The sequence below is a fragment of the Roseinatronobacter sp. S2 genome, assembly GCF_029581395.1.
Taxonomy (GTDB): domain Bacteria; phylum Pseudomonadota; class Alphaproteobacteria; order Rhodobacterales; family Rhodobacteraceae; genus Roseinatronobacter.
The window spans coordinates 354,479-371,212 of the sequence record NZ_CP121113.1 but is presented as its reverse complement, the minus strand read 5'-3'; the positions used below and the strand labels follow the sequence as shown (position 1 = coordinate 371,212).

The 16,734-nt window shown below is 59.2% G+C and carries 18 protein-coding genes; 8 read left to right on the top strand and 10 right to left on the bottom strand.

Annotated elements, in window-relative coordinates:
* Positions 1-65 precede the first annotated feature (65 nt).
* Complete coding sequence (hemF, locus tag P8S53_RS01680) at positions 66-959, bottom strand: oxygen-dependent coproporphyrinogen oxidase (protein WP_277805441.1); 894 nt, start codon at positions 957-959, stop codon at positions 66-68.
* A 29-nt stretch (positions 960-988) separates the two neighbouring features.
* A complete protein-coding gene (locus tag P8S53_RS01675) occupies positions 989-1,579 on the bottom strand; it encodes an HD family hydrolase (protein WP_277805440.1) in 591 nt (196 codons plus the stop codon).
* A 114-nt stretch (positions 1,580-1,693) separates the two neighbouring features.
* Between P8S53_RS01675 and P8S53_RS01670 the strand changes: the two genes are divergently transcribed.
* Both P8S53_RS01670 and P8S53_RS01665 read left to right on the top strand, forming a co-directional pair.
* Positions 1,694-2,458, top strand: coding sequence for an SDR family NAD(P)-dependent oxidoreductase (locus tag P8S53_RS01670; protein ID WP_277805439.1), 765 nt, complete (start codon positions 1,694-1,696; stop codon positions 2,456-2,458).
* Between the two features lie 98 nt (positions 2,459-2,556).
* Positions 2,557-3,474 (top strand): DMT family transporter, encoded by a 918-nt coding sequence (locus tag P8S53_RS01665; RefSeq protein ID WP_277805438.1) that lies wholly within the window; start codon positions 2,557-2,559, stop codon positions 3,472-3,474.
* Here the strand turns inward: P8S53_RS01665 and P8S53_RS01660 are convergent.
* The 3 genes from P8S53_RS01660 to P8S53_RS01650 all read right to left on the bottom strand — a co-directional run bounded on the left by P8S53_RS01660 (position 3,419) and on the right by P8S53_RS01650 (position 6,197).
* Complete coding sequence (locus P8S53_RS01660; protein WP_277805437.1) at positions 3,419-4,462, bottom strand: saccharopine dehydrogenase; 1,044 nt, start codon at positions 4,460-4,462, stop codon at positions 3,419-3,421. The two genes, P8S53_RS01665 and P8S53_RS01660, sit on opposite strands and share 56 nt — an antisense overlap.
* A complete protein-coding gene (locus P8S53_RS01655) occupies positions 4,459-4,917 on the bottom strand; it encodes a GAF domain-containing protein (protein ID WP_277805436.1) in 459 nt (152 codons plus the stop codon). The genes P8S53_RS01660 and P8S53_RS01655 overlap by 4 nt, the downstream gene beginning before the upstream one ends.
* A gap of 98 nt (positions 4,918-5,015) precedes the next feature.
* Positions 5,016-6,197, bottom strand: coding sequence for an acetyl-CoA C-acyltransferase (locus P8S53_RS01650; protein WP_277805435.1), 1,182 nt, complete (start codon positions 6,195-6,197; stop codon positions 5,016-5,018).
* A gap of 92 nt (positions 6,198-6,289) precedes the next feature.
* Between P8S53_RS01650 and P8S53_RS01645 the strand changes: the two genes are divergently transcribed.
* Both P8S53_RS01645 and P8S53_RS01640 read left to right on the top strand, forming a co-directional pair.
* Positions 6,290-6,631, top strand: a complete 342-nt coding sequence (locus tag P8S53_RS01645; RefSeq protein ID WP_277805434.1) for an STAS domain-containing protein — start codon at positions 6,290-6,292, stop codon at positions 6,629-6,631.
* 55 nt (positions 6,632-6,686) lie between these two features.
* Positions 6,687-7,160: an ATP-binding protein gene (locus P8S53_RS01640; RefSeq protein ID WP_277805433.1), complete on the top strand. Its 474-nt coding sequence runs from the start codon at positions 6,687-6,689 to the stop codon at positions 7,158-7,160.
* A 163-nt stretch (positions 7,161-7,323) separates the two neighbouring features.
* Here the strand turns inward: P8S53_RS01640 and hspQ are convergent, their stop codons facing one another.
* Positions 7,324-7,650, bottom strand: a complete 327-nt coding sequence (gene hspQ / locus P8S53_RS01635) for a heat shock protein HspQ (protein ID WP_277805432.1) — start codon at positions 7,648-7,650, stop codon at positions 7,324-7,326.
* Between the two features lie 281 nt (positions 7,651-7,931).
* Between hspQ and P8S53_RS01630 the strand changes: the two genes are divergently transcribed.
* A complete protein-coding gene (locus P8S53_RS01630; RefSeq protein WP_277805431.1) occupies positions 7,932-9,104 on the top strand; it encodes an acetyl-CoA C-acetyltransferase in 1,173 nt (390 codons plus the stop codon).
* Positions 9,105-9,194: 90 nt separating this feature from the next.
* Positions 9,195-9,917, top strand: coding sequence for an acetoacetyl-CoA reductase (gene phbB, locus P8S53_RS01625; RefSeq protein ID WP_277805430.1), 723 nt, complete (start codon positions 9,195-9,197; stop codon positions 9,915-9,917).
* 68 nt (positions 9,918-9,985) lie between these two features.
* Here the strand turns inward: phbB and P8S53_RS01620 are convergent, their stop codons facing one another.
* The 3 genes from P8S53_RS01620 to pncA all read right to left on the bottom strand — a co-directional run bounded on the left by P8S53_RS01620 (position 9,986) and on the right by pncA (position 12,164).
* Positions 9,986-10,153 (bottom strand): YdcH family protein, encoded by a 168-nt coding sequence (locus tag P8S53_RS01620; RefSeq protein WP_277805429.1) that lies wholly within the window; start codon positions 10,151-10,153, stop codon positions 9,986-9,988.
* 122 nt (positions 10,154-10,275) lie between these two features.
* A complete protein-coding gene (gene pncB / locus P8S53_RS01615) occupies positions 10,276-11,565 on the bottom strand; it encodes a nicotinate phosphoribosyltransferase (protein ID WP_277805428.1) in 1,290 nt (429 codons plus the stop codon).
* A 2-nt stretch (positions 11,566-11,567) separates the two neighbouring features.
* Positions 11,568-12,164: a bifunctional nicotinamidase/pyrazinamidase gene (gene pncA, locus P8S53_RS01610; protein WP_277805427.1), complete on the bottom strand. Its 597-nt coding sequence runs from the start codon at positions 12,162-12,164 to the stop codon at positions 11,568-11,570.
* Positions 12,165-12,265: 101 nt separating this feature from the next.
* Between pncA and P8S53_RS01605 the strand changes: the two genes are divergently transcribed.
* Positions 12,266-13,183, top strand: coding sequence for a rhodanese-related sulfurtransferase (locus P8S53_RS01605; RefSeq protein ID WP_277805426.1), 918 nt, complete (start codon positions 12,266-12,268; stop codon positions 13,181-13,183).
* A gap of 124 nt (positions 13,184-13,307) precedes the next feature.
* Here the strand turns inward: P8S53_RS01605 and ahcY are convergent, their stop codons facing one another.
* A complete protein-coding gene (gene ahcY, locus P8S53_RS01600) occupies positions 13,308-14,699 on the bottom strand; it encodes an adenosylhomocysteinase (RefSeq protein ID WP_277805425.1) in 1,392 nt (463 codons plus the stop codon).
* Between the two features lie 208 nt (positions 14,700-14,907).
* Between ahcY and P8S53_RS01595 the strand changes: the two genes are divergently transcribed.
* Positions 14,908-16,728, top strand: coding sequence for an autotransporter assembly complex family protein (locus P8S53_RS01595; RefSeq protein WP_277805424.1), 1,821 nt, complete (start codon positions 14,908-14,910; stop codon positions 16,726-16,728).
* The last annotated feature ends 6 nt before the right edge of the window (positions 16,729-16,734 follow it).

Sequence of the window (16,734 nt, the reverse complement as noted above, 5' to 3'; positions counted from 1 at the left end):
GCCCACCGATGGCGCGGGCTTTATCCAAGCGCGAATGACAGCTTCAGCCCCTGCCTACCTACCTATCACACCCAGCGCGCGAAGGGCGGCAGCGACATCAGCACGGCGTCCGGGTCATGGCCGGTTTGCAGCCCGAATTTGGTGCCGCGATCATAGACAAGGTTATATTCCGCATATAACCCGCGATGAATGAGCTGTGTTTCCTTGTCGGCGTCATCCCAGCCCATGTTGCGGCGGCGTTCCACCTGCGCCAGAAACGCGGGCAGGAATGCGCGGCCCACATCCTGGGTGAAGGCAAAATCCGTGTCCCAATTGCCTGTGCAATAATCGTCATAGAAAATACCGCCCACCCCCCGCGCGCGCTGCCGGTGCGGGATGAAGAAATACTCATCCGCCCATTCCTTGAAGCGGGGATACAGATCCGCGCCATGCGGGTCGCAATACCCCTTCAGGGTGTTGTGAAAATCAGCGGTATCTTCGGCATATTCGATGCAGGGGTTCAGATCGGACCCGCCGCCAAACCACCAGCCGCCCGGTGTCCAGAACATGCGGGTGTTCATATGCACGGCGGGCACATGGGGGTTTTGCATATGTGCGACAAGTGAAATACCACTGGCCCAGAAGCGTGGGTCCGCCTCCAGCCCCGGAATCTCCTTGCGCGCAGTCAGTGACCCTTGCGCGGCATCACCCAACTGACCGTAGACCTGCGATACGTTCACGCCCACTTTTTCGAACACGCGGCCATTGCGCATCACACTCATCAATCCGCCGCCGGCATCCTGTCCGTCCGGCCCGCTGCGGGTGGTTTCACGCACCTCAAACCGTCCGGCTGGGTGGTCGGACATGGGGCCGGTTGTGTGGCTGTCCTCGACCGCCTCGAATGCTGCGACAATCTGGTCGCGCAATTCACGAAACCATGCGGCAGCAACAGCTTTGCGGGTATCAAACGGGTCAGTCATGGCGCGTCCTTCTTTGGGGTATGCCGGGATTATAGCGCGGCCAGCAGGGTTTCAAACCGTGCAACATAGGCGGCACGCGTTCTGGCGGGCGGGCGCAAATGCAAATGCAGGCCGCTGGCAAGCTGTGGATGGGCGCGGCCAAAGAAGCGGTTTGCCTCTGCCTCGGAAAAGCCTGCGATCTGTGTGGCTTCTATCCAGGCGGATAGTTTGTCTGCTGCTTTGATTTTGCGTTTAATCTGGGCGGGCAAGGTGGCGGGCAAACCAAAGCGGATATGAATTGCCGCAGCCAGCCTGTCATCCAGCGCGCCATAGCCGGGGCCGACAGCCGCTTTGACAGGCGAAATCATGTCGCCAATGACATATTCAGGGGCATCATGCAGCAAGGCCGCCAGTTGCCAGCGCGGTTCGGGCTTTGGCGCGGCGCGGGTGAATATTTCTTCGACCAGCAGTGAATGTTCGGCCACGGAATACGGCCAGTCGCCCCGCGTCTGGCCATTCCAGCGCGCAACGAAGGCAAGGCCGTGGGCGATGTCCTCCAGCTCAATATCAACGGGTGTCGGGTCCAGCAGGTCAAGCCTGCGGCCAGACAGCATTCTTTGCCAGGCGCGGGGTGGGGGCATGCGGTCCTCTTGCTTTTGTTTGACATAGGACAGGGCGCGCAAACAGGCAAGCAGGGCTTGGCAGCAGGGGTGCCGCGCGGCATAACATGACGCATTCAGGCAGGAGGAATTTCTATGCAGATCAAGGGACATCTGGCAATCGTCACTGGTGGCGGCAGTGGTTTGGGCGCGGCCACCGCGCGCCATCTGGCCAGTCAGGGCGCGGAAGTGGCGATTTTCGATTTCGATGCCGCGCGCGGCGCAGAGGTGGCGGCGGAAATCGGCGGACGTGCCTATCAGGTGGATGTGTCCGATGCCGCGCAGGTGGGCGACGCTGTTGCGCAGGCTGTCCGCGATGCGCGCGGGCAATTGCGCGCAGTTGTGAATTGCGCAGGCATTGGGCTGGCCGCGCGTGTGGTCAACCGCGATGGCACCCCGTCAACCGAGTTGTTCGAGCGTGTGATCCGCGTCAACCTTATCGGGTCGTTCAATGTCATGGCCCATGGCGCGGCGGTCATGCAGACACTGGACCCGCTGGACGGCGGTGAACGGGGCGTGGTGGTCAACACATCGTCTGCGGCATGGCAGGACGGGCAGGTGGGTCAGGCCGCCTATGCCGCATCCAAGGGCGGCATTTCCGCGTTGTGCCTGCCTGCCGCGCGCGATTTCGCGCGTGCGGGTATCCGGTGCATGGCCATTGCGCCGGGCCTGTTCCGCACGCCCATGATGGAAAGCCTGCCTGAAGAAACCACTGCCGCGATTGCCGCAAATATTCCCTTTCCCGCACGGCTGGGTGACCCTATGGAATACGCGCTGATGGTCGCGCAGATTATTGAAAACCCCTATCTGAATGGCACCACCATCCGGCTGGACGGGGCAACGCGCCTGCCCCCCAAATAGGCACGTCCCTGCCCGACGCTGGCGCGGGTATTCCTGCGCTGGCATCGGCTGCGAAAACGCGTTATCGCTTCACATGTGCAGCGAAGAAGGGGCAGGTTTTGGACATACGCGCGCTTTTGATGGGCTTGGCCTTTGCGTTTATGTGGTCATCGGCCTTCACATCGGCGCGGATGATTGTTGCAGATGCGCCGCCCATGCTGGCGCTGTCGCTGCGGTTTCTGGTGTCTGGTCTGATTGGCATAGCGATTGCCCGCGCGCTGGGCCAAAGCTGGCACCTGACGCCTGCACAATGGCGCGCGACGTTCATTTTCGGCCTGTCACAGAATGCGCTGTATCTGGGGCTGAATTTCATTGCCATGCAAACGATAGAAGCATCGCTTGCCGCTATCATCGCATCAACCATGCCGCTGCTGGTGGCGCTGGCAAGCTGGCTGGTGTTGCGCGAACGGCTGCGGCCACTGGCTGTGTTGGGCCTGTTTGCAGGGTTTGCCGGGGTGGCCATCATCATGGGCGCGCGCCTGTCTGGCGGGGTTGACCTGTTTGGCCTGTTGTTATGTGTGGCGGGCGTGGTGGCGTTGACAGTCGCAACCCTGTCGGTGCGCGGCGCATCGGCCAGCGGGGGCAATTTGCTGATGATCGTGGGGCTGCAAATGCTGGTCGGTTCCGCGATCCTGATCGGCCCTGCAATGGCATTTGAAAGTTTCGATGTGAACTGGACATGGCGACTGGCGGGCGCGTTTAGCTACACAGTGCTGGTGCCCGGTCTGGCCGCGACATGGGTGTGGTTCTTGCTGGTAGCGCGTATTGGCGCGGTGCGGGCCGCGACCTATCACTTCCTGAACCCGTTTTTCGGGGTGGCGGTCGCCGCGGTCTTATTGTCAGAATCGCTGGGGCTGTTTGACATCATCGGAGTCGTGGTCATCATGGCAGGTATTCTGGCGGTTCAGCGCGCGCGTGTGGTTATGCGCAATGCTGTTCAAACACAGCCCGTGCCCGACCCCATACCCCCGCGCTGATATCATCCAGCGCCAGCAGATGCGGCAGAAGTTGTCCTGCGAAATCCTGCGATGATTCCACTGGCAGAAGTGATGGCAGATTATCAATCGCCATCACATCCAGAACCGGATCGGGTGACACCCGCAATACGGGGCTTTCCCAATCTGTGGCCCGGTCATAGACCTTGACGGGCGAAAATTCCGATGTCGGATCACAGGCAATATCGCCGATAACGCGCAATGCGCGTGGTGCGGTGCGTGCATTCTCACTCACAAAAACCGGCGTGCCGGGGCTGGCCAGAATGCAGTTCAGGAACACATCTTGCTCCAGCACTTCGGGGAATGGCCCGCCATGCGCGGTTTCTGCCATGTCCCAGCGTGTCAGGGTGGCGCCTGCGGCGGCGCACAGATCCGCCGCACCTGTTCCCACGCGCCCCAATGCGCCGATGATCAGCACGCGCGGCGCGTTCAACCCCGCCAGCGCGTCTGCGACCGCGTGCGCCATCGCGTGCCGGTCACTGAAACGCGCAACGGCGGGGCATATTCCCCCGCGCGCCTGTGCCGCGAATGCCAGAAGCGACACGGCCGCGCCCGCATAGCCCGCCCAGTATCCGAATGCCGCGACACGGCGGCCCTGATCGCTGGTCAGGTATTCCAGATCATACAGAACGCCCCCGCCAGCCTTGAACCGTGCCAGCAGGCGCTGGCCTGCGGGCTGGCCCTTGAAGGCATGACCGAACATGATGTGGCGATGGCGCAACGGGCTGCCCTCTTCTGGCAATTCCTTTAGCCCGAAGATGATGGCGTCCTGCGGGGCGTCGGGCCAGCTGCCATAGGGCGCGGCTTGCGCGCCAGCGGCCAGAAAGGGCGCAAGGGGCAGCGCGCGGCACGGGCTGTCCTCGACGGTTACGCGAATGCCCTGCGCGACAAGGGCAGTAACCCCTTCGGGTGTTATGCCCACACGCTCTTCCTGCGGGCGTTGCTCGGCGCGGACCCAAAGATGTGTCATGTCAATTCCCGTGCAAATGTCCGGTCCAAAATGGCTTGTAATTCGTCCCTGTCTGTCGCTGTAAAGGCATTGCTCTGGTCGCTGTCAATGTCGAACACCGCGATAAGCTGGCCTTTGCTGTTGCGCACTGGCAGGACAAGTTCCGACAATGTGCTGCTGGAACAGGCGATATGGTCTGCAAAAGCGTGAACATCGGCAACAAGCTGCGCCTGACCACTGCGTGCACAGGCGCCGCAAACACCGCGTGAAAACGGGATAACCAGACAGCCATGCCCGCCCTGATAGGGGCCGATTTTCAGCATCTCTGGCGCGGTGACACGGTAAAACCCCGTCCAGTTGAAGCGCGCGTCACTGTGGTGCACCTCGCAGGCGATGGTCGCCATCAGCGCAATGGTGTCGGTTTCGCCGTCGGTCAGCGCATGTATGCGTTGCGAAAGTGCCGTGTAATCAAGCATTGTCGAACCTCTCCAATATGCCGAAGCAAGGGCGCAGCCCTTCGCTTCGCGCCCGCGTCCCCCCTCGATGGGGGGCAAGGGCGCGCCCCTTTGCACACTCACCCGCGTTCAATGGCAATTGCCGTCCCCTCGCCACCGCCAATGCAGATTGCCGCGATCCCGCGCTTCAACCCGTTGCGTTCCAGCGCATTCAGCAATGTCACCATAATCCGCGCCCCCGATGCGCCGATCGGGTGCCCAAGGGCGCAGGCCCCGCCATGTATGTTCACCACATCGCGCGGCAGCCCCATTTCACGCATGAATGCCATGGGCACCACCGCAAATGCTTCATTCACTTCCCACAGGTCCACATCAGACACCTGCCACCCCAGCCGGTCCAGCAATTTGCGTGCGGCGGGTACTGGCGCGGTTGTGAACCAGCCGGGTTCCTGTGCGTGGCTGGCATGTCCGCAAATCCAGCCGCGTGGTGTAATTTCCAGCGCCTGCGCGGTGGTGGCTGATGAAAGTGCCAGCGCCGCGGCCCCATCCGATATGCTGGATGAATTGGCCGCCGTGACAGTGCCGCCCTTGCGGAATGCCGGTTTCAGCTGGGGTATCTTGTCGGGGCGTGCGGCGCGGGGCTGCTCGTCATCTGTGACCACCTGTTCGCCTTTGCGCGATGTCACGGTAACGGGCGCGATTTCACGCGCAAATGCACCATTTTCCATCGCAGACAGTGCGTTTGACAGGGATTCCAGCGCATATGTGTCCTGATCTTCGCGGCTGAACCCGTAATGATCGGCGCAATCTTCGGCAAAACTGCCCATCAGGCGGCCTTTGTCATAGGCATCTTCCAGCCCGTCAAGGAACATGTGGTCAATCACCTGCCCATGCCCCAGCCGCGCACCCGCGCGCATTTTCGGCAACAGATACGGCGCGAGACTCATGCTTTCCATGCCGCCGGCCACAATGATGCCCGCCTGTCCCGGTGCGATCTGATCATGGGCAACCATCGCGGCTTTCATGCCTGATCCACACATCTTGTTCAGCGTTGTTGCGGGCACGTCCTGGGCCAGTCCGGCGGCAAATCCAGCTTGCCGCGCGGGGGCCTGCCCCTGCCCTGCGGGCAACACGCAGCCCATCAGCAATTCCTGCACTGCCGTGCTGTCGGGCAGCCCCGCATCGCGCAGCGCGCCGGAAATTGCCGCGCCGCCAAGTTTTGCTGCCGGAACATCGGCAAAAACGCCCCGTAGCCCGCCCATCGCGGTGCGTGCGGCCCCCAGAATTGCCACCTTCTCCATAGTCTGCTCCCTGATTATCACTGGCTTTGGCAACTTCTTGGTAATCTTTGCCGCCTAAGCTTGCCATAGGCAATGAAAAGGAAGCACATTACATGCAGTTTTCAATAGGTCAATCAGGGGGGGCTTTGGTCATTGATGTGCTGGAAACGCGTCTGGATGCAGCCGTCGCGCTGTCATTCAAAGATGCGATCCGAAGCGCAACATCCAGTCCCGGAAGCCCTGTGATACTGGGCCTGTCACATGTTGAATTCATGGACAGCAGCGGACTTGGCGCCATCGTCGGTGCCATGAAATTGCTGGGGTCCGAACGCCCGCTGGAACTTGCGGCACCCAGTGCAAGTGTCATGAAGGTCTTTCGCCTTACCAGAATGGACACTGTCTTTCGAATCCATGACCAGCTTCCCGACACCCACGGACTTTCTGCTGTACAATAAATTCGTGTAGGGTGGGGAAATTGCCCCATATGCAATACAGCACAGGCGGCAGATTATGCACAACGACAAGATACTCGCGCTTGAAAGCAAAAGTAGCCTTATCAAAATCAGGGATGTCCTTGCATCTGTCGATGCCTTTCTGAAGGCAAGCACAACACAGCCGCAACTGCATGATGATCTGGCATTGGTGCTTGCAGAAGTGCTTAGCAATATTGCCCGCCATGGATATGAACATCATCAGGGCAAGATAAACCTGCATCTGACGCTGGTAGCCGGTGGCGTTAAATGTGTCGTCAGCGATTCTGGCGCAGCGTTCAATCCGTTCACACTGGATCAAAGCATGCCCGACCCAGACAGCCTTTGCGAAGGGGGGTATGGCTGGTCGTTGATAAATGCCCTGACGCGCGATCTGGCTTATGCGCGCAAGGGGGGCAATAATATTCTGCAATTTTATGTCATGGCAGATCCGCCTTCAAGCCAGGGTGCACAGGCTTCAGAGCCGCAAGACGCCGCGCCGCCACAGGCCTGAACACCAAGGTGTAATCAGGACATATTTGCGCAATTTGGGAACCGCGTTTCCGTTCGTCAAACGGCCGCTGTCGATGGATTTGCACCTGTCGCGTGACTGTGGATGAACACGACAGGTCCAATCGCAATGGAATGCACATACCGCCCGACGGGGTGGCGCAGTCCTAGTTCATATGAATCTGTAGCGGATAGCTGCCCTCGCGGAAATCCCCGAACAATTCGTGCAGGTCGGGATGTTCCAGCGGCTGGCCGGAATCGTCCAGAACAAGATTCTGCTCGGACACATAGGCGACATAAAAACTTTCGTCGTTTTCTGCCAGCAGATGATAAAACGGCTGGTCCTTGCGCGGGCGGCTGTCTTCTGGAATGGCATCATACCATTCTTCTGTATTCGAAAATGCAGGATCAACATCAAAAATCACCCCGCGAAACGGGTGCTTTCGATGGCGCACAACCTGGCCCAGATGATATTTTGCGTTTCGTTTGTCCAATATGAACCTCCGAGTGCGTTTTAGCTTAAAATTAACGCCTGTGTCCATGGGCAGGAATGCGAATCGTGGAAACAAACTGTTGGTTAACCCGCGACAAACGGCCCCTTTTGCCCCATAAATCTTGCGTATTCCATGGCAAGTGCGGCTGATTGCGCCAGCATTGCGGGAAGTTTCATTGCCTTGACGCACGGTCATGTTAAAACCGACGCATCCCTGAATGGCGGGTTTTGGCAATTCCGCCCTTGTCATCAGGAGCTTTGTTGATCGAGAGAGGAGTCTCCATGACCAATGTCGTTATCGTTTCTGCTGCCCGCACGGCTGTCGGGTCTTTTGGCGGGGCATTTGCCAATACGCCGGCGCATGATCTGGGCGCGGCCATTCTGGACGCCGTTGTCGCGCGCGCGGGCATCGACAAGGCAGACGTGTCCGAGACCATTCTGGGCCAGGTGCTGACCGCAGGTCAGGGCCAGAACCCGGCGCGGCAGGCGCATATTAACGCGGGCCTGCCCATTGAATCAGCCGCATGGAGCATCAATCAGGTGTGCGGGTCCGGCCTGCGCGCGGTCGCACTGGGTGCGCAGCATATCCAGTTGGGTGACGCGGCCATTGTGCTGGCGGGCGGGCAGGAAAACATGACCCTTAGCCCCCATGTCGCGCATTTGCGGGCCGGGCAGAAAATGGGCGACATGAAAATGATCGACTCCATGATCCGCGACGGGCTTTGGGATGCTTTCAACGGCTACCACATGGGCCAGACCGCCGAAAACGTGGCCGAGAAATGGCAAATCAGCCGTGAAGAGCAAGACATCTTTGCCGTGGCCAGCCAGAACAAGGCCGAAGCCGCGCAAAAAGCCGGTAAATTTGCAGATGAAATCGCGCCCTTCACCGTGAAAACCCGCAAGGGCGATATTGTCGTGGATCAGGATGAATATATCCGCCACGGGGCCACGATGGACGCGATGCAAAAACTGCGTCCGGCCTTTGCGAAGGACGGGTCGGTTACTGCGGCCAATGCATCGGGCCTGAATGATGGCGCGGCAGCCGTCATGCTGATGAGCGCGGAAGAAGCGGAAAAGCGCGGCCTGACACCGCTGGCGCGCATTGCCAGCTACGCGACTGCGGGCCTTGACCCGTCGGTCATGGGTGTCGGGCCAATCTATGCCAGCCGCAAGGCACTGGCCAAAGCTGGCTGGAAACCCGAAGATCTGGACCTGATCGAAGCGAACGAAGCCTTTGCCGCGCAGGCCTGCGCTGTGAACAAGGACATGGGCTGGGATGTCGACAAGGTTAACGTGAATGGCGGCGCAATTGCCATTGGTCACCCGATTGGTGCATCCGGTTGCCGCATCCTGAACACGTTGCTGTTTGAAATGCAGCGCCGTGACGCGAAAAAGGGTCTGGCAACATTGTGCATCGGCGGCGGCATGGGCGTTGCCATGTGTCTGGAGCGTTAAGAAAAAAAGGTTGCGCAATAATCTTGCGCAACCTTTCACTTTTAGATAGCGATTGTTTCTAAGCATAATTCCTGACTGAGGGGGGAGAACATGGCAAGAGTGGCATTGGTAACTGGCGGATCACGCGGTATTGGCGCAGCTATTTCAAAGGCACTGAAGGCACAGGGATGCACCGTCGCTGCAACCTATGCGGGTAATGACGACGCAGCCGCAGCATTCACCAGCGAGACCGGCATCAAGACCTATAAATGGAACGCGGCTGATTACGACGCGTCCAAGGCAGGCATTGCGCAGGTCGAGGCCGATCTTGGCCCGATCGACATTGTTGTGGCCAATGCGGGCATTACCCGTGACGCGCCATTTCACAAAATGACGCCCGAACAGTGGCGCGAAGTGATCGACACAAACCTGACCGGTGTGTTCAACACAATCCACCCTGTCTGGCCCGGTATGCGTGAACGTAAATTCGGGCGCATCGTGGTGATTTCGTCGATCAACGGGCAAAAAGGCCAGTTTGGACAGGTCAATTATGCCGCCACCAAGGCGGGTGATCTGGGCATCGTGAAAAGCCTTGCACAAGAGGGGGCGCGGTTTGGCATTACGGCCAATGCGGTCTGCCCCGGATACATTGCGACCGAAATGGTTATGGCTGTGCCAGAAAAGGTGCGAGAGGCCATTATCGGGCAGATTCCGACAGGCCGCCTTGGAGAGCCGGAAGAAATTGCGCGTTGCGTGGCGTTTCTGGTGGCCGATGATGCGGGCTTCGTTAACGGGTCGACCATCAGCGCGAATGGTGCGCAGTTCTTCGCCTGAATCGCGCCTGCGGAAATACAAAAACGGCCCGCATTTGCGGGCCGTTTCATTGACAGGGAAAGAGCGTTTTATGCGTGGGACAAACGCTCGATTTCTTCTTTCAGCCGCAACTTCTGTTTCTTCAGGGCGGCCACTTCCAGATCATCAATTCCAGGGCTTCGTTGGGCTGTTTCTACCTTTTCAGAGAGGTGCTCGTGCTTTCGGCGGAGTTCTGCAATATGTGAACCCAATGACATTGAAATTCCTCCTTCTCTGATTGCGACAGTTATATTGCACCACAGCTTGGGGCGTCTGTCACCAAAAATCGGTGTGACATGGCGTCGCTTATGCTGAATTCCGCTGTTACGGTTACCGGAAATTAAACAATCACAGGTTGTGCTGTCTGCGCGCCCAGACCAAAAACACGTTTATAGCGTGCAATCTCGTCCGCTGGCCCCATTGCTTTGTTCGGGTTGTCGGACAGCTTGACTGTCGGGTGTCCGTTTGCCGCCGCAGCTTTGCACACAAGGCTGAAGGGGGCCAGGCCGTCGTTTTCGGCCAATCCGCGAAAGTCATTTGTCAATAATGTGCCCCAGCCGAAACTGACCTTCACGCGTCCGGCGAATCTGGTGTGCAATTCTTCAATCAGGTCCACATCCAGCCCGTCCGAAAATATGATAAGTTTTTCGCGCGGGTCCTGCCCCCGATCCTGCCACCAGCGAATAGCGGTTTCCGCGCCAGCGACAGGGTCACCCGAATCGATGCGAATACCCGTCCAGTCCGACAGCCAGTCGGGCGCGCGTTCCAGAAAACCCGCCGTGCCGTATGTGTCGGGCAGGATAATGCGCAAATTGCCCGAATGTTCGGCCTGCCAGTCCGCCAGCACCTGATAGGGCGCGCGGGCAAGCGCGTCGTCATCCTTTGCCAAGGCGGCGCAGACCATGGGCAGTTCATGCGCGTTGGTGCCGATGGCCTCCACCTCGCGGCGCATGGCAATCAGGCAGTTCGATGTGCCTGCAAACCGTGTGCCCAGCCCTTCCATCATGGCCTGCACGCACCAGTCCTGCCACAAAAACGAATGCCGTCTGCGCGTGCCGAAATCCGCAATGCGCAGGGTGTCATGGCGTTGCAGGCGGGCAATTTTTTCCCACAGCCGCGTCATTGCGCGGGCATACAGCACCTGAAGTTCAAACCGCTTCATTTGCCCCAGCACGGCGCGTGACCGCAATTCCATCAACACGGCAAGGGCGGGTATTTCCCACAGCATCACCTCGGACCATGTGCCCTCGAATGTCAGTTCATACTGATCGCCCACGCGTTCCAGATGATAGGGCGGCAGGCGAAACCCTTCGAACCATTCCATGAAATCGGGGCGGAACATCTGGCGTTTGCCATAAAACATATTGCCACGCAAAAACGTGGATTCCCCGCGCGACAGGCCAAGGGTGCGAATGTGGTCCAGTTGCTCGCGCAATTCCCCCTCGTCGATCAGGCGTGCCAGTGGAATATGCGCGGCACGGTTAATCAGGCTGAAGGTGACTTGCGTATGCGGATGGTTGGTAAAAACCGACTGGCACATCAACAGCTTATAGAAATCCGTATCGATCAGGGACCGCACAATCGGGTCCATTTTCCAGCGGTGGTTATAAACGCGGGTGGCAATATCCATGGCTAGACCAGCTCCACCCCGGCGGCGCGCAAATTATCAAGCGCCTGCACCATGGACCCGTTCACGTCTATGCCGCGGCACAGGGATGTCAGAACGCGCACCTTGTAGCCCAGACGCGCCGCGTCCAGTGCGGACCATGCCACGCAGAAATCTGTGGCCAGACCCGCAAAGTCCAGTTCTGTGATCCCGCGTGTGCGCAGATACCCGTCCAGCCCTGTTGGCGTGGTCTGGTTGTTTTCAAAGAAGGCGGAATAGCTGTCGATATCACGGCGAAACCCTTTGCGCACAATCAGATCGGCGCGGTCGGTGTCCAGACCTGCGTGAAACTGGGCGCCTTCGGTGCCCTGCACGCAATGGTCCGGCCACAGCACTTGCGGACCGTAAGGCATCATCACCGACTCCATCGGTGCGCGCCCCTTATGCTGGCTGGCGAAGGATGAATGCCCTGCCGGGTGCCAATCCTGTGTCAGAATGACAGCGCTTGCCTGCGCCATCCGGGCGTTAATTCCCGCAACAACCGTGTCCCCATCGGTCACGGCCAGTGCACCGCCGGGGCAAAAGTCGTTTTGCATGTCGATCACAACCAGCGCATGCGTCATCTTGTGCCCTCCTGTCTGTCGGCTCATGGCTACGCACACAATCGGGCTGCGTCAATCCCGCAGGCTTGCGCCGCGCAAAACTCGGCAGTAAATGCAAAGGCATGCTGACAGTTGCCGCACTTTATCATTTTACCCGATTCGATGACCCCGCAACGTTGCGGGGCCCGTTGCTGACGCTTGCGCAAACCCACGGCGTCAAAGGGTCGCTTTTGCTGGCGCGCGAGGGGATCAATGGCACCATCGCCGGCACGCGCGCGGGTATAGATGCGATGCTGGCGCATATTCGCGCCCTGCCCGGCTGTGCGGATCTGGACTGGAAGGAAAGCCCGGCAGAAACCATGCCCTTCGGGCGCATGAAAGTGCGGCTGAAACGTGAAATCGTCACCATGGGCCAGCCAGATGTCGACCCCCGCGCAGGCACCGGCCATTATGTCGCGCCGCAGGACTGGAACGAGCTGATCAGCGCGCCGGATGTGGCCGTGATCGACACGCGCAATGATTACGAAGTGGCCATTGGCACATTCGAGGGCGCGATTGACCCCGAAACAAAATCCTTCCGCGACTTCCCGAAATGGTGGGAAGAAAACCGCGAACGCTTTCACAACAAACGTATTGCGATGTTCTGCACAGGTGGCATCCGGTGCGAAAAGTCCACAAATTTCCTGCTGCAACAAGGCATAAGCGATGTGTATCATCTGCAAGGCGGGATTCTGAAATATCTGGAAGATGTGCCCGCCGATCAAAGTATGTGGCAGGGCGCATGTTTCGTGTTTGACCAGCGTGTGTCCGTTGAACACGGGCTGAAACCTGGCCCGCATGTCATGTGCCACGCTTGTCGCCGCCCGCTTTGGCCCGAAGACACGCACAGGCCCGAATATGAACAGGGCGTGCAATGTCACCATTGTGTGGATGAATTCACCACCGCGCGCCGCGCGGCATTCCGCGAACGCCAGCACCAGATCACGCTGGCCGCAGCGCGCGGGACACGGCATCTGGGCCTAAGCCCCGAAAAACCCTGACAGTGACACTCCGGCAGGATTTCATCTTGCCTGAAATACTCAAAACTGCCCGTAGCGCAGCGCAGGGCCAGACAAACCAAAAGGGGGTGCCTGCGCACCCCCTTTTCCATGAGCAAAGCTCTGATCAGTAGCGATAATGCTCTGGCTTGAACGGCCCGTCGACAGGAACGCCGATGTAATCGGCCTGATCCTGCTTGAGTTCCGTCAGCTTCACACCGATACGCCCCAGATGCAGGCGGGCAACCTTTTCATCCAGCGCCTTGGGCAGGATGAACACGCCGGGGGCATACTCGCTACCTTTGGCCCACAATTCGATCTGCGCCAGCACCTGATTGGTGAAGCTGGCCGACATCACAAAACTGGGGTGGCCCGTGGCATTGCCAAGGTTCAGCAGACGGCCCTGACTTAGCAGGATCATGCGGTTGCCTGACGGCATTTCGATCATGTCCACCTGGTCCTTGATATTGGTCCATTTGTGGTTTTTCAGCGCCGCTACCTGAATTTCATTGTCGAAATGGCCGATATTTCCGACAATCGCCATATCCTTCATCTCGCGCATATGCTCGATGCGGATGACGTCCTTGTTGCCGGTGGTGGTGATGAAGATGTCGGCGGATTTCACCACATCCTCCAGCAAAACAACCTCGAACCCGTCCATTGCGGCCTGCAATGCGCAGATCGGGTCGACTTCGGTGACTTTGACCCGCGCGCCCGCGCCCTGAAGGCTGGCGGCAGACCCTTTGCCAACATCGCCATAGCCGCACACCACAGCCACTTTGCCCGCCATCATGGTGTCGGTGGCGCGGCGAATGCCGTCAACCAGCGATTCCTTGCAGCCGTATTTGTTGTCGAATTTCGACTTGGTGACGCTGTCATTGACGTTGATTGCAGGGAAAGGAAGCTGCCCTTTCTTGTGCAATTCATACAGGCGGTGAACGCCGGTGGTGGTTTCCTCGGACACGCCCTTGATCAGGTCGCGCTGGCGCGCAAACCAGCCGGGGCTTGCGGCAAGGCGCTTTTTGATCTGTGCGAACAGGTATTCTTCTTCTTCGCTGGTGGGGGTGGCGATCAGGTCTGTTTCGCCCGCTTCGACCCGCGCGCCCAAAAGGATATACATTGTGGCATCGCCACCATCGTCCAAAATCATGTTCGCGCCATCTGCGAAATGGAAGATCTGGTCAGTATATGTCCAGTATTCTTCCAGTGTTTCGCCCTTGATGGCGAAAACAGGTGTGCCGCCGGCGGCAATCGCTGCGGCAGCGTGGTCCTGCGTGGAATAAATGTTGCACGATGCCCAGCGCACATCAGCACCAAGGGCGACCAGCGTTTCAATCAGAACTGCGGTCTGGATGGTCATATGCAGCGATCCGGCAATCCGCGCCCCCTTCAGGGGTTGGGCGGCACCGTATTCTTCGCGCAGGGACATCAGACCGGGCATTTCCGTCTCGGCAATATCGATTTCCTTGCGCCCGAAATCTGCCAGCGCAATATCCTTGATTACATAGTCTTGAGACATCCGCCCAAGCTCCTTTATTCAGATGAATTCTTGCGTGCGACATAGCACCCGAACCCCCACCCAACAAGGGCGCGCGGGTGTATTGCTTAAGGCCCGATAACTGGCAGAGTGTTGCCAGCCCCGGAAGTTTCGAGTTGTCCAGTCAGTGTTGATCTGCAACAACAAACAAGGAATGCGTAGTCGCCGTCATTTAAGGGTGGATAACCACTTGAAAAAACTACAGGGGTGCGCACGCGGTCGACTGGCCGTTATGGCGCAAACACTTGTATTTGCTATGGTTCTTGCCCAGCCTGCGGCAGGGTTTGAAGACTTGCGATTTTCAGTCAATGGTGGGGACAGCGCACTGGAGCGCGACTTGCAGCAAGCGTCCTTGCTGCGCGCTGCGCGCGATGACGGGCTGTCCGACCCGTTTGAAGTGTTCACGATTGCGCGTGCAGAATATGGTCAGCTGATCGGCCTGTTCTATGAAGCGGGCTATTATGCGCCGGTAATCAGCATTCGTATCAACGGGCGCGAGGCGGCTGACATCTCGCCCCTGAACCCGCCTGACACGATCGATGTAATCGATGTGCAATTGTCTGTGGGGCCGCCTTTTGTGTTCGGGCGTGCGCAGATCGGACCGCTTGCGCCTGAAACCGACCTGCCCGACGGGTTTGCCCCCGGACGCTCCGCGCGCAGCACAATCATCCGCGATACCGCCGAGGTGGCGATAGATGGCTGGCGTGATCTGGGCCATGCGAAAGCCGAACCTGTCAGCCAGCAGATTACCGCGCGCCACACTGCACAGGAACTTGATGTCGATGTATCGGTAGACCCCGGACCCCGTTTCACATTCGGCAAGTTGCGCCCCAGCGGGCAGGAACGCACGCGCCCGAACCGGATTGTCAAAATCGCGGGCCTGCCCACCGGCGAGGTGTTTTCGCCCGATGATGTGCAGCGCGCAGCCGAACGGTTGCGCCGCACCGGCACCTTTGCGTCGGTGGCCCTGCGCGAAGCCGAGGACGGCAATCCCGACGGGTCACTGGACATAAACGCCGCTGTTGTCGAGGCCCCCTTGCGCCGCATTGGCGCAAGTATCGAGTTGGACACCGAAAGCGGTGCCAAGCTTACGGGGTTCTGGTTGCACCGCAACCTGTTGGGCGGTGCGGAACGGTTCCGCATCGAAGCGATGGTTGGCGGACTTGCCGCGCGGCGTGGCGGGCGTGATTACCGGCTTGCGCTGGAATTTTCGCGCCCCGCCACATTCACGCCAGACACCACCCTGAACCTTGGTGCATTGGTCGAGAACGAGCGCGAGGATGATTTCATCGCCCGTCGTGCGCGGCTGGACATCGGCCTGTCGCACCGGTTCAATGACCAGCTGACATTCGGGGCAGGTATTGGTGCGCTGGTTGAACGCGCGCGTTTTGGCAATGATCTGGACATCCGGCGGAATTACCGATTGCTGCTTTTGCCGCTGAGTGTGGAATGGGACCGGCGCGATGACGATCGCGCGCCCACAAGCGGCACCTATCTTCAGGCAGAACTGACGCCGTTTCTTGGTATTTCAGCGGCAGATAGCGGGGCGCGTGCGTATCTGGATGCCCGCAGCTATTACGGTTTTGGCGAGGATGATCGGTTTGTTCTGGCTGGGCGCGCGCAGGCAGGGGCCATTATTGGGGCCAATATTGACCGCACGCCGCGTGATTTCCTGTTTTATTCCGGTGGTGGCGGGTCCGTTCGGGGCCAGCCTTTCCGGTCGCTGGGTGTGTCGCCGGATGGTGTGCGTTCCGGTGGGCGTGGTTTTGCGGCGCTGTCACTGGAAGGGCGGATGCGCGCGACCGAAACCATTGGCCTGACAGCATTTGCCGATGCAGGCTATGTGTCCGAAGGGGCATTTACCGGCCCGTCGGGCTGGCATGCGGGCGCTGGCGTGGGGCTGCGATATGAAACCCCCGTTGGCCCGCTTCGGCTGGATGTTGGTATGCCTGTGCGCGGGGACACGGGGCGCGGCCCGCAATTGTATCTGGGCATAGGGCAGGCGTTTTGACGCGGG

What these genes read in the sequence shown, in the direction of transcription:
- hemF (WP_277805441.1), bottom strand. Translation starts at nt 959, where the DNA reads ATGACTGACCCGTTTGATACCCGCAAAGCTGTTGCTGCCGCATGGTTT.
- P8S53_RS01675 (WP_277805440.1), bottom strand. Translation starts at nt 1,579, where the DNA reads ATGCCCCCACCCCGCGCCTGGCAAAGAATGCTGTCTGGCCGCAGGCTT.
- P8S53_RS01670 (WP_277805439.1), top strand. Translation starts at nt 1,694, where the DNA reads ATGCAGATCAAGGGACATCTGGCAATCGTCACTGGTGGCGGCAGTGGT.
- P8S53_RS01660 (WP_277805437.1), bottom strand. Translation starts at nt 4,462, where the DNA reads ATGACACATCTTTGGGTCCGCGCCGAGCAACGCCCGCAGGAAGAGCGT.
- P8S53_RS01655 (WP_277805436.1), bottom strand. Translation starts at nt 4,917, where the DNA reads ATGCTTGATTACACGGCACTTTCGCAACGCATACATGCGCTGACCGAC.
- P8S53_RS01650 (WP_277805435.1), bottom strand. Translation starts at nt 6,197, where the DNA reads ATGGAGAAGGTGGCAATTCTGGGGGCCGCACGCACCGCGATGGGCGGG.
- P8S53_RS01645 (WP_277805434.1), top strand. Translation starts at nt 6,290, where the DNA reads ATGCAGTTTTCAATAGGTCAATCAGGGGGGGCTTTGGTCATTGATGTG.
- P8S53_RS01640 (WP_277805433.1), top strand. Translation starts at nt 6,687, where the DNA reads ATGCACAACGACAAGATACTCGCGCTTGAAAGCAAAAGTAGCCTTATC.
- P8S53_RS01630 (WP_277805431.1), top strand. Translation starts at nt 7,932, where the DNA reads ATGACCAATGTCGTTATCGTTTCTGCTGCCCGCACGGCTGTCGGGTCT.
- phbB (WP_277805430.1), top strand. Translation starts at nt 9,195, where the DNA reads ATGGCAAGAGTGGCATTGGTAACTGGCGGATCACGCGGTATTGGCGCA.
- P8S53_RS01620 (WP_277805429.1), bottom strand. Translation starts at nt 10,153, where the DNA reads ATGTCATTGGGTTCACATATTGCAGAACTCCGCCGAAAGCACGAGCAC.
- pncB (WP_277805428.1), bottom strand. Translation starts at nt 11,565, where the DNA reads ATGGATATTGCCACCCGCGTTTATAACCACCGCTGGAAAATGGACCCG.
- pncA (WP_277805427.1), bottom strand. Translation starts at nt 12,164, where the DNA reads ATGACGCATGCGCTGGTTGTGATCGACATGCAAAACGACTTTTGCCCC.
- P8S53_RS01605 (WP_277805426.1), top strand. Translation starts at nt 12,266, where the DNA reads ATGCTGACAGTTGCCGCACTTTATCATTTTACCCGATTCGATGACCCC.
- ahcY (WP_277805425.1), bottom strand. Translation starts at nt 14,699, where the DNA reads ATGTCTCAAGACTATGTAATCAAGGATATTGCGCTGGCAGATTTCGGG.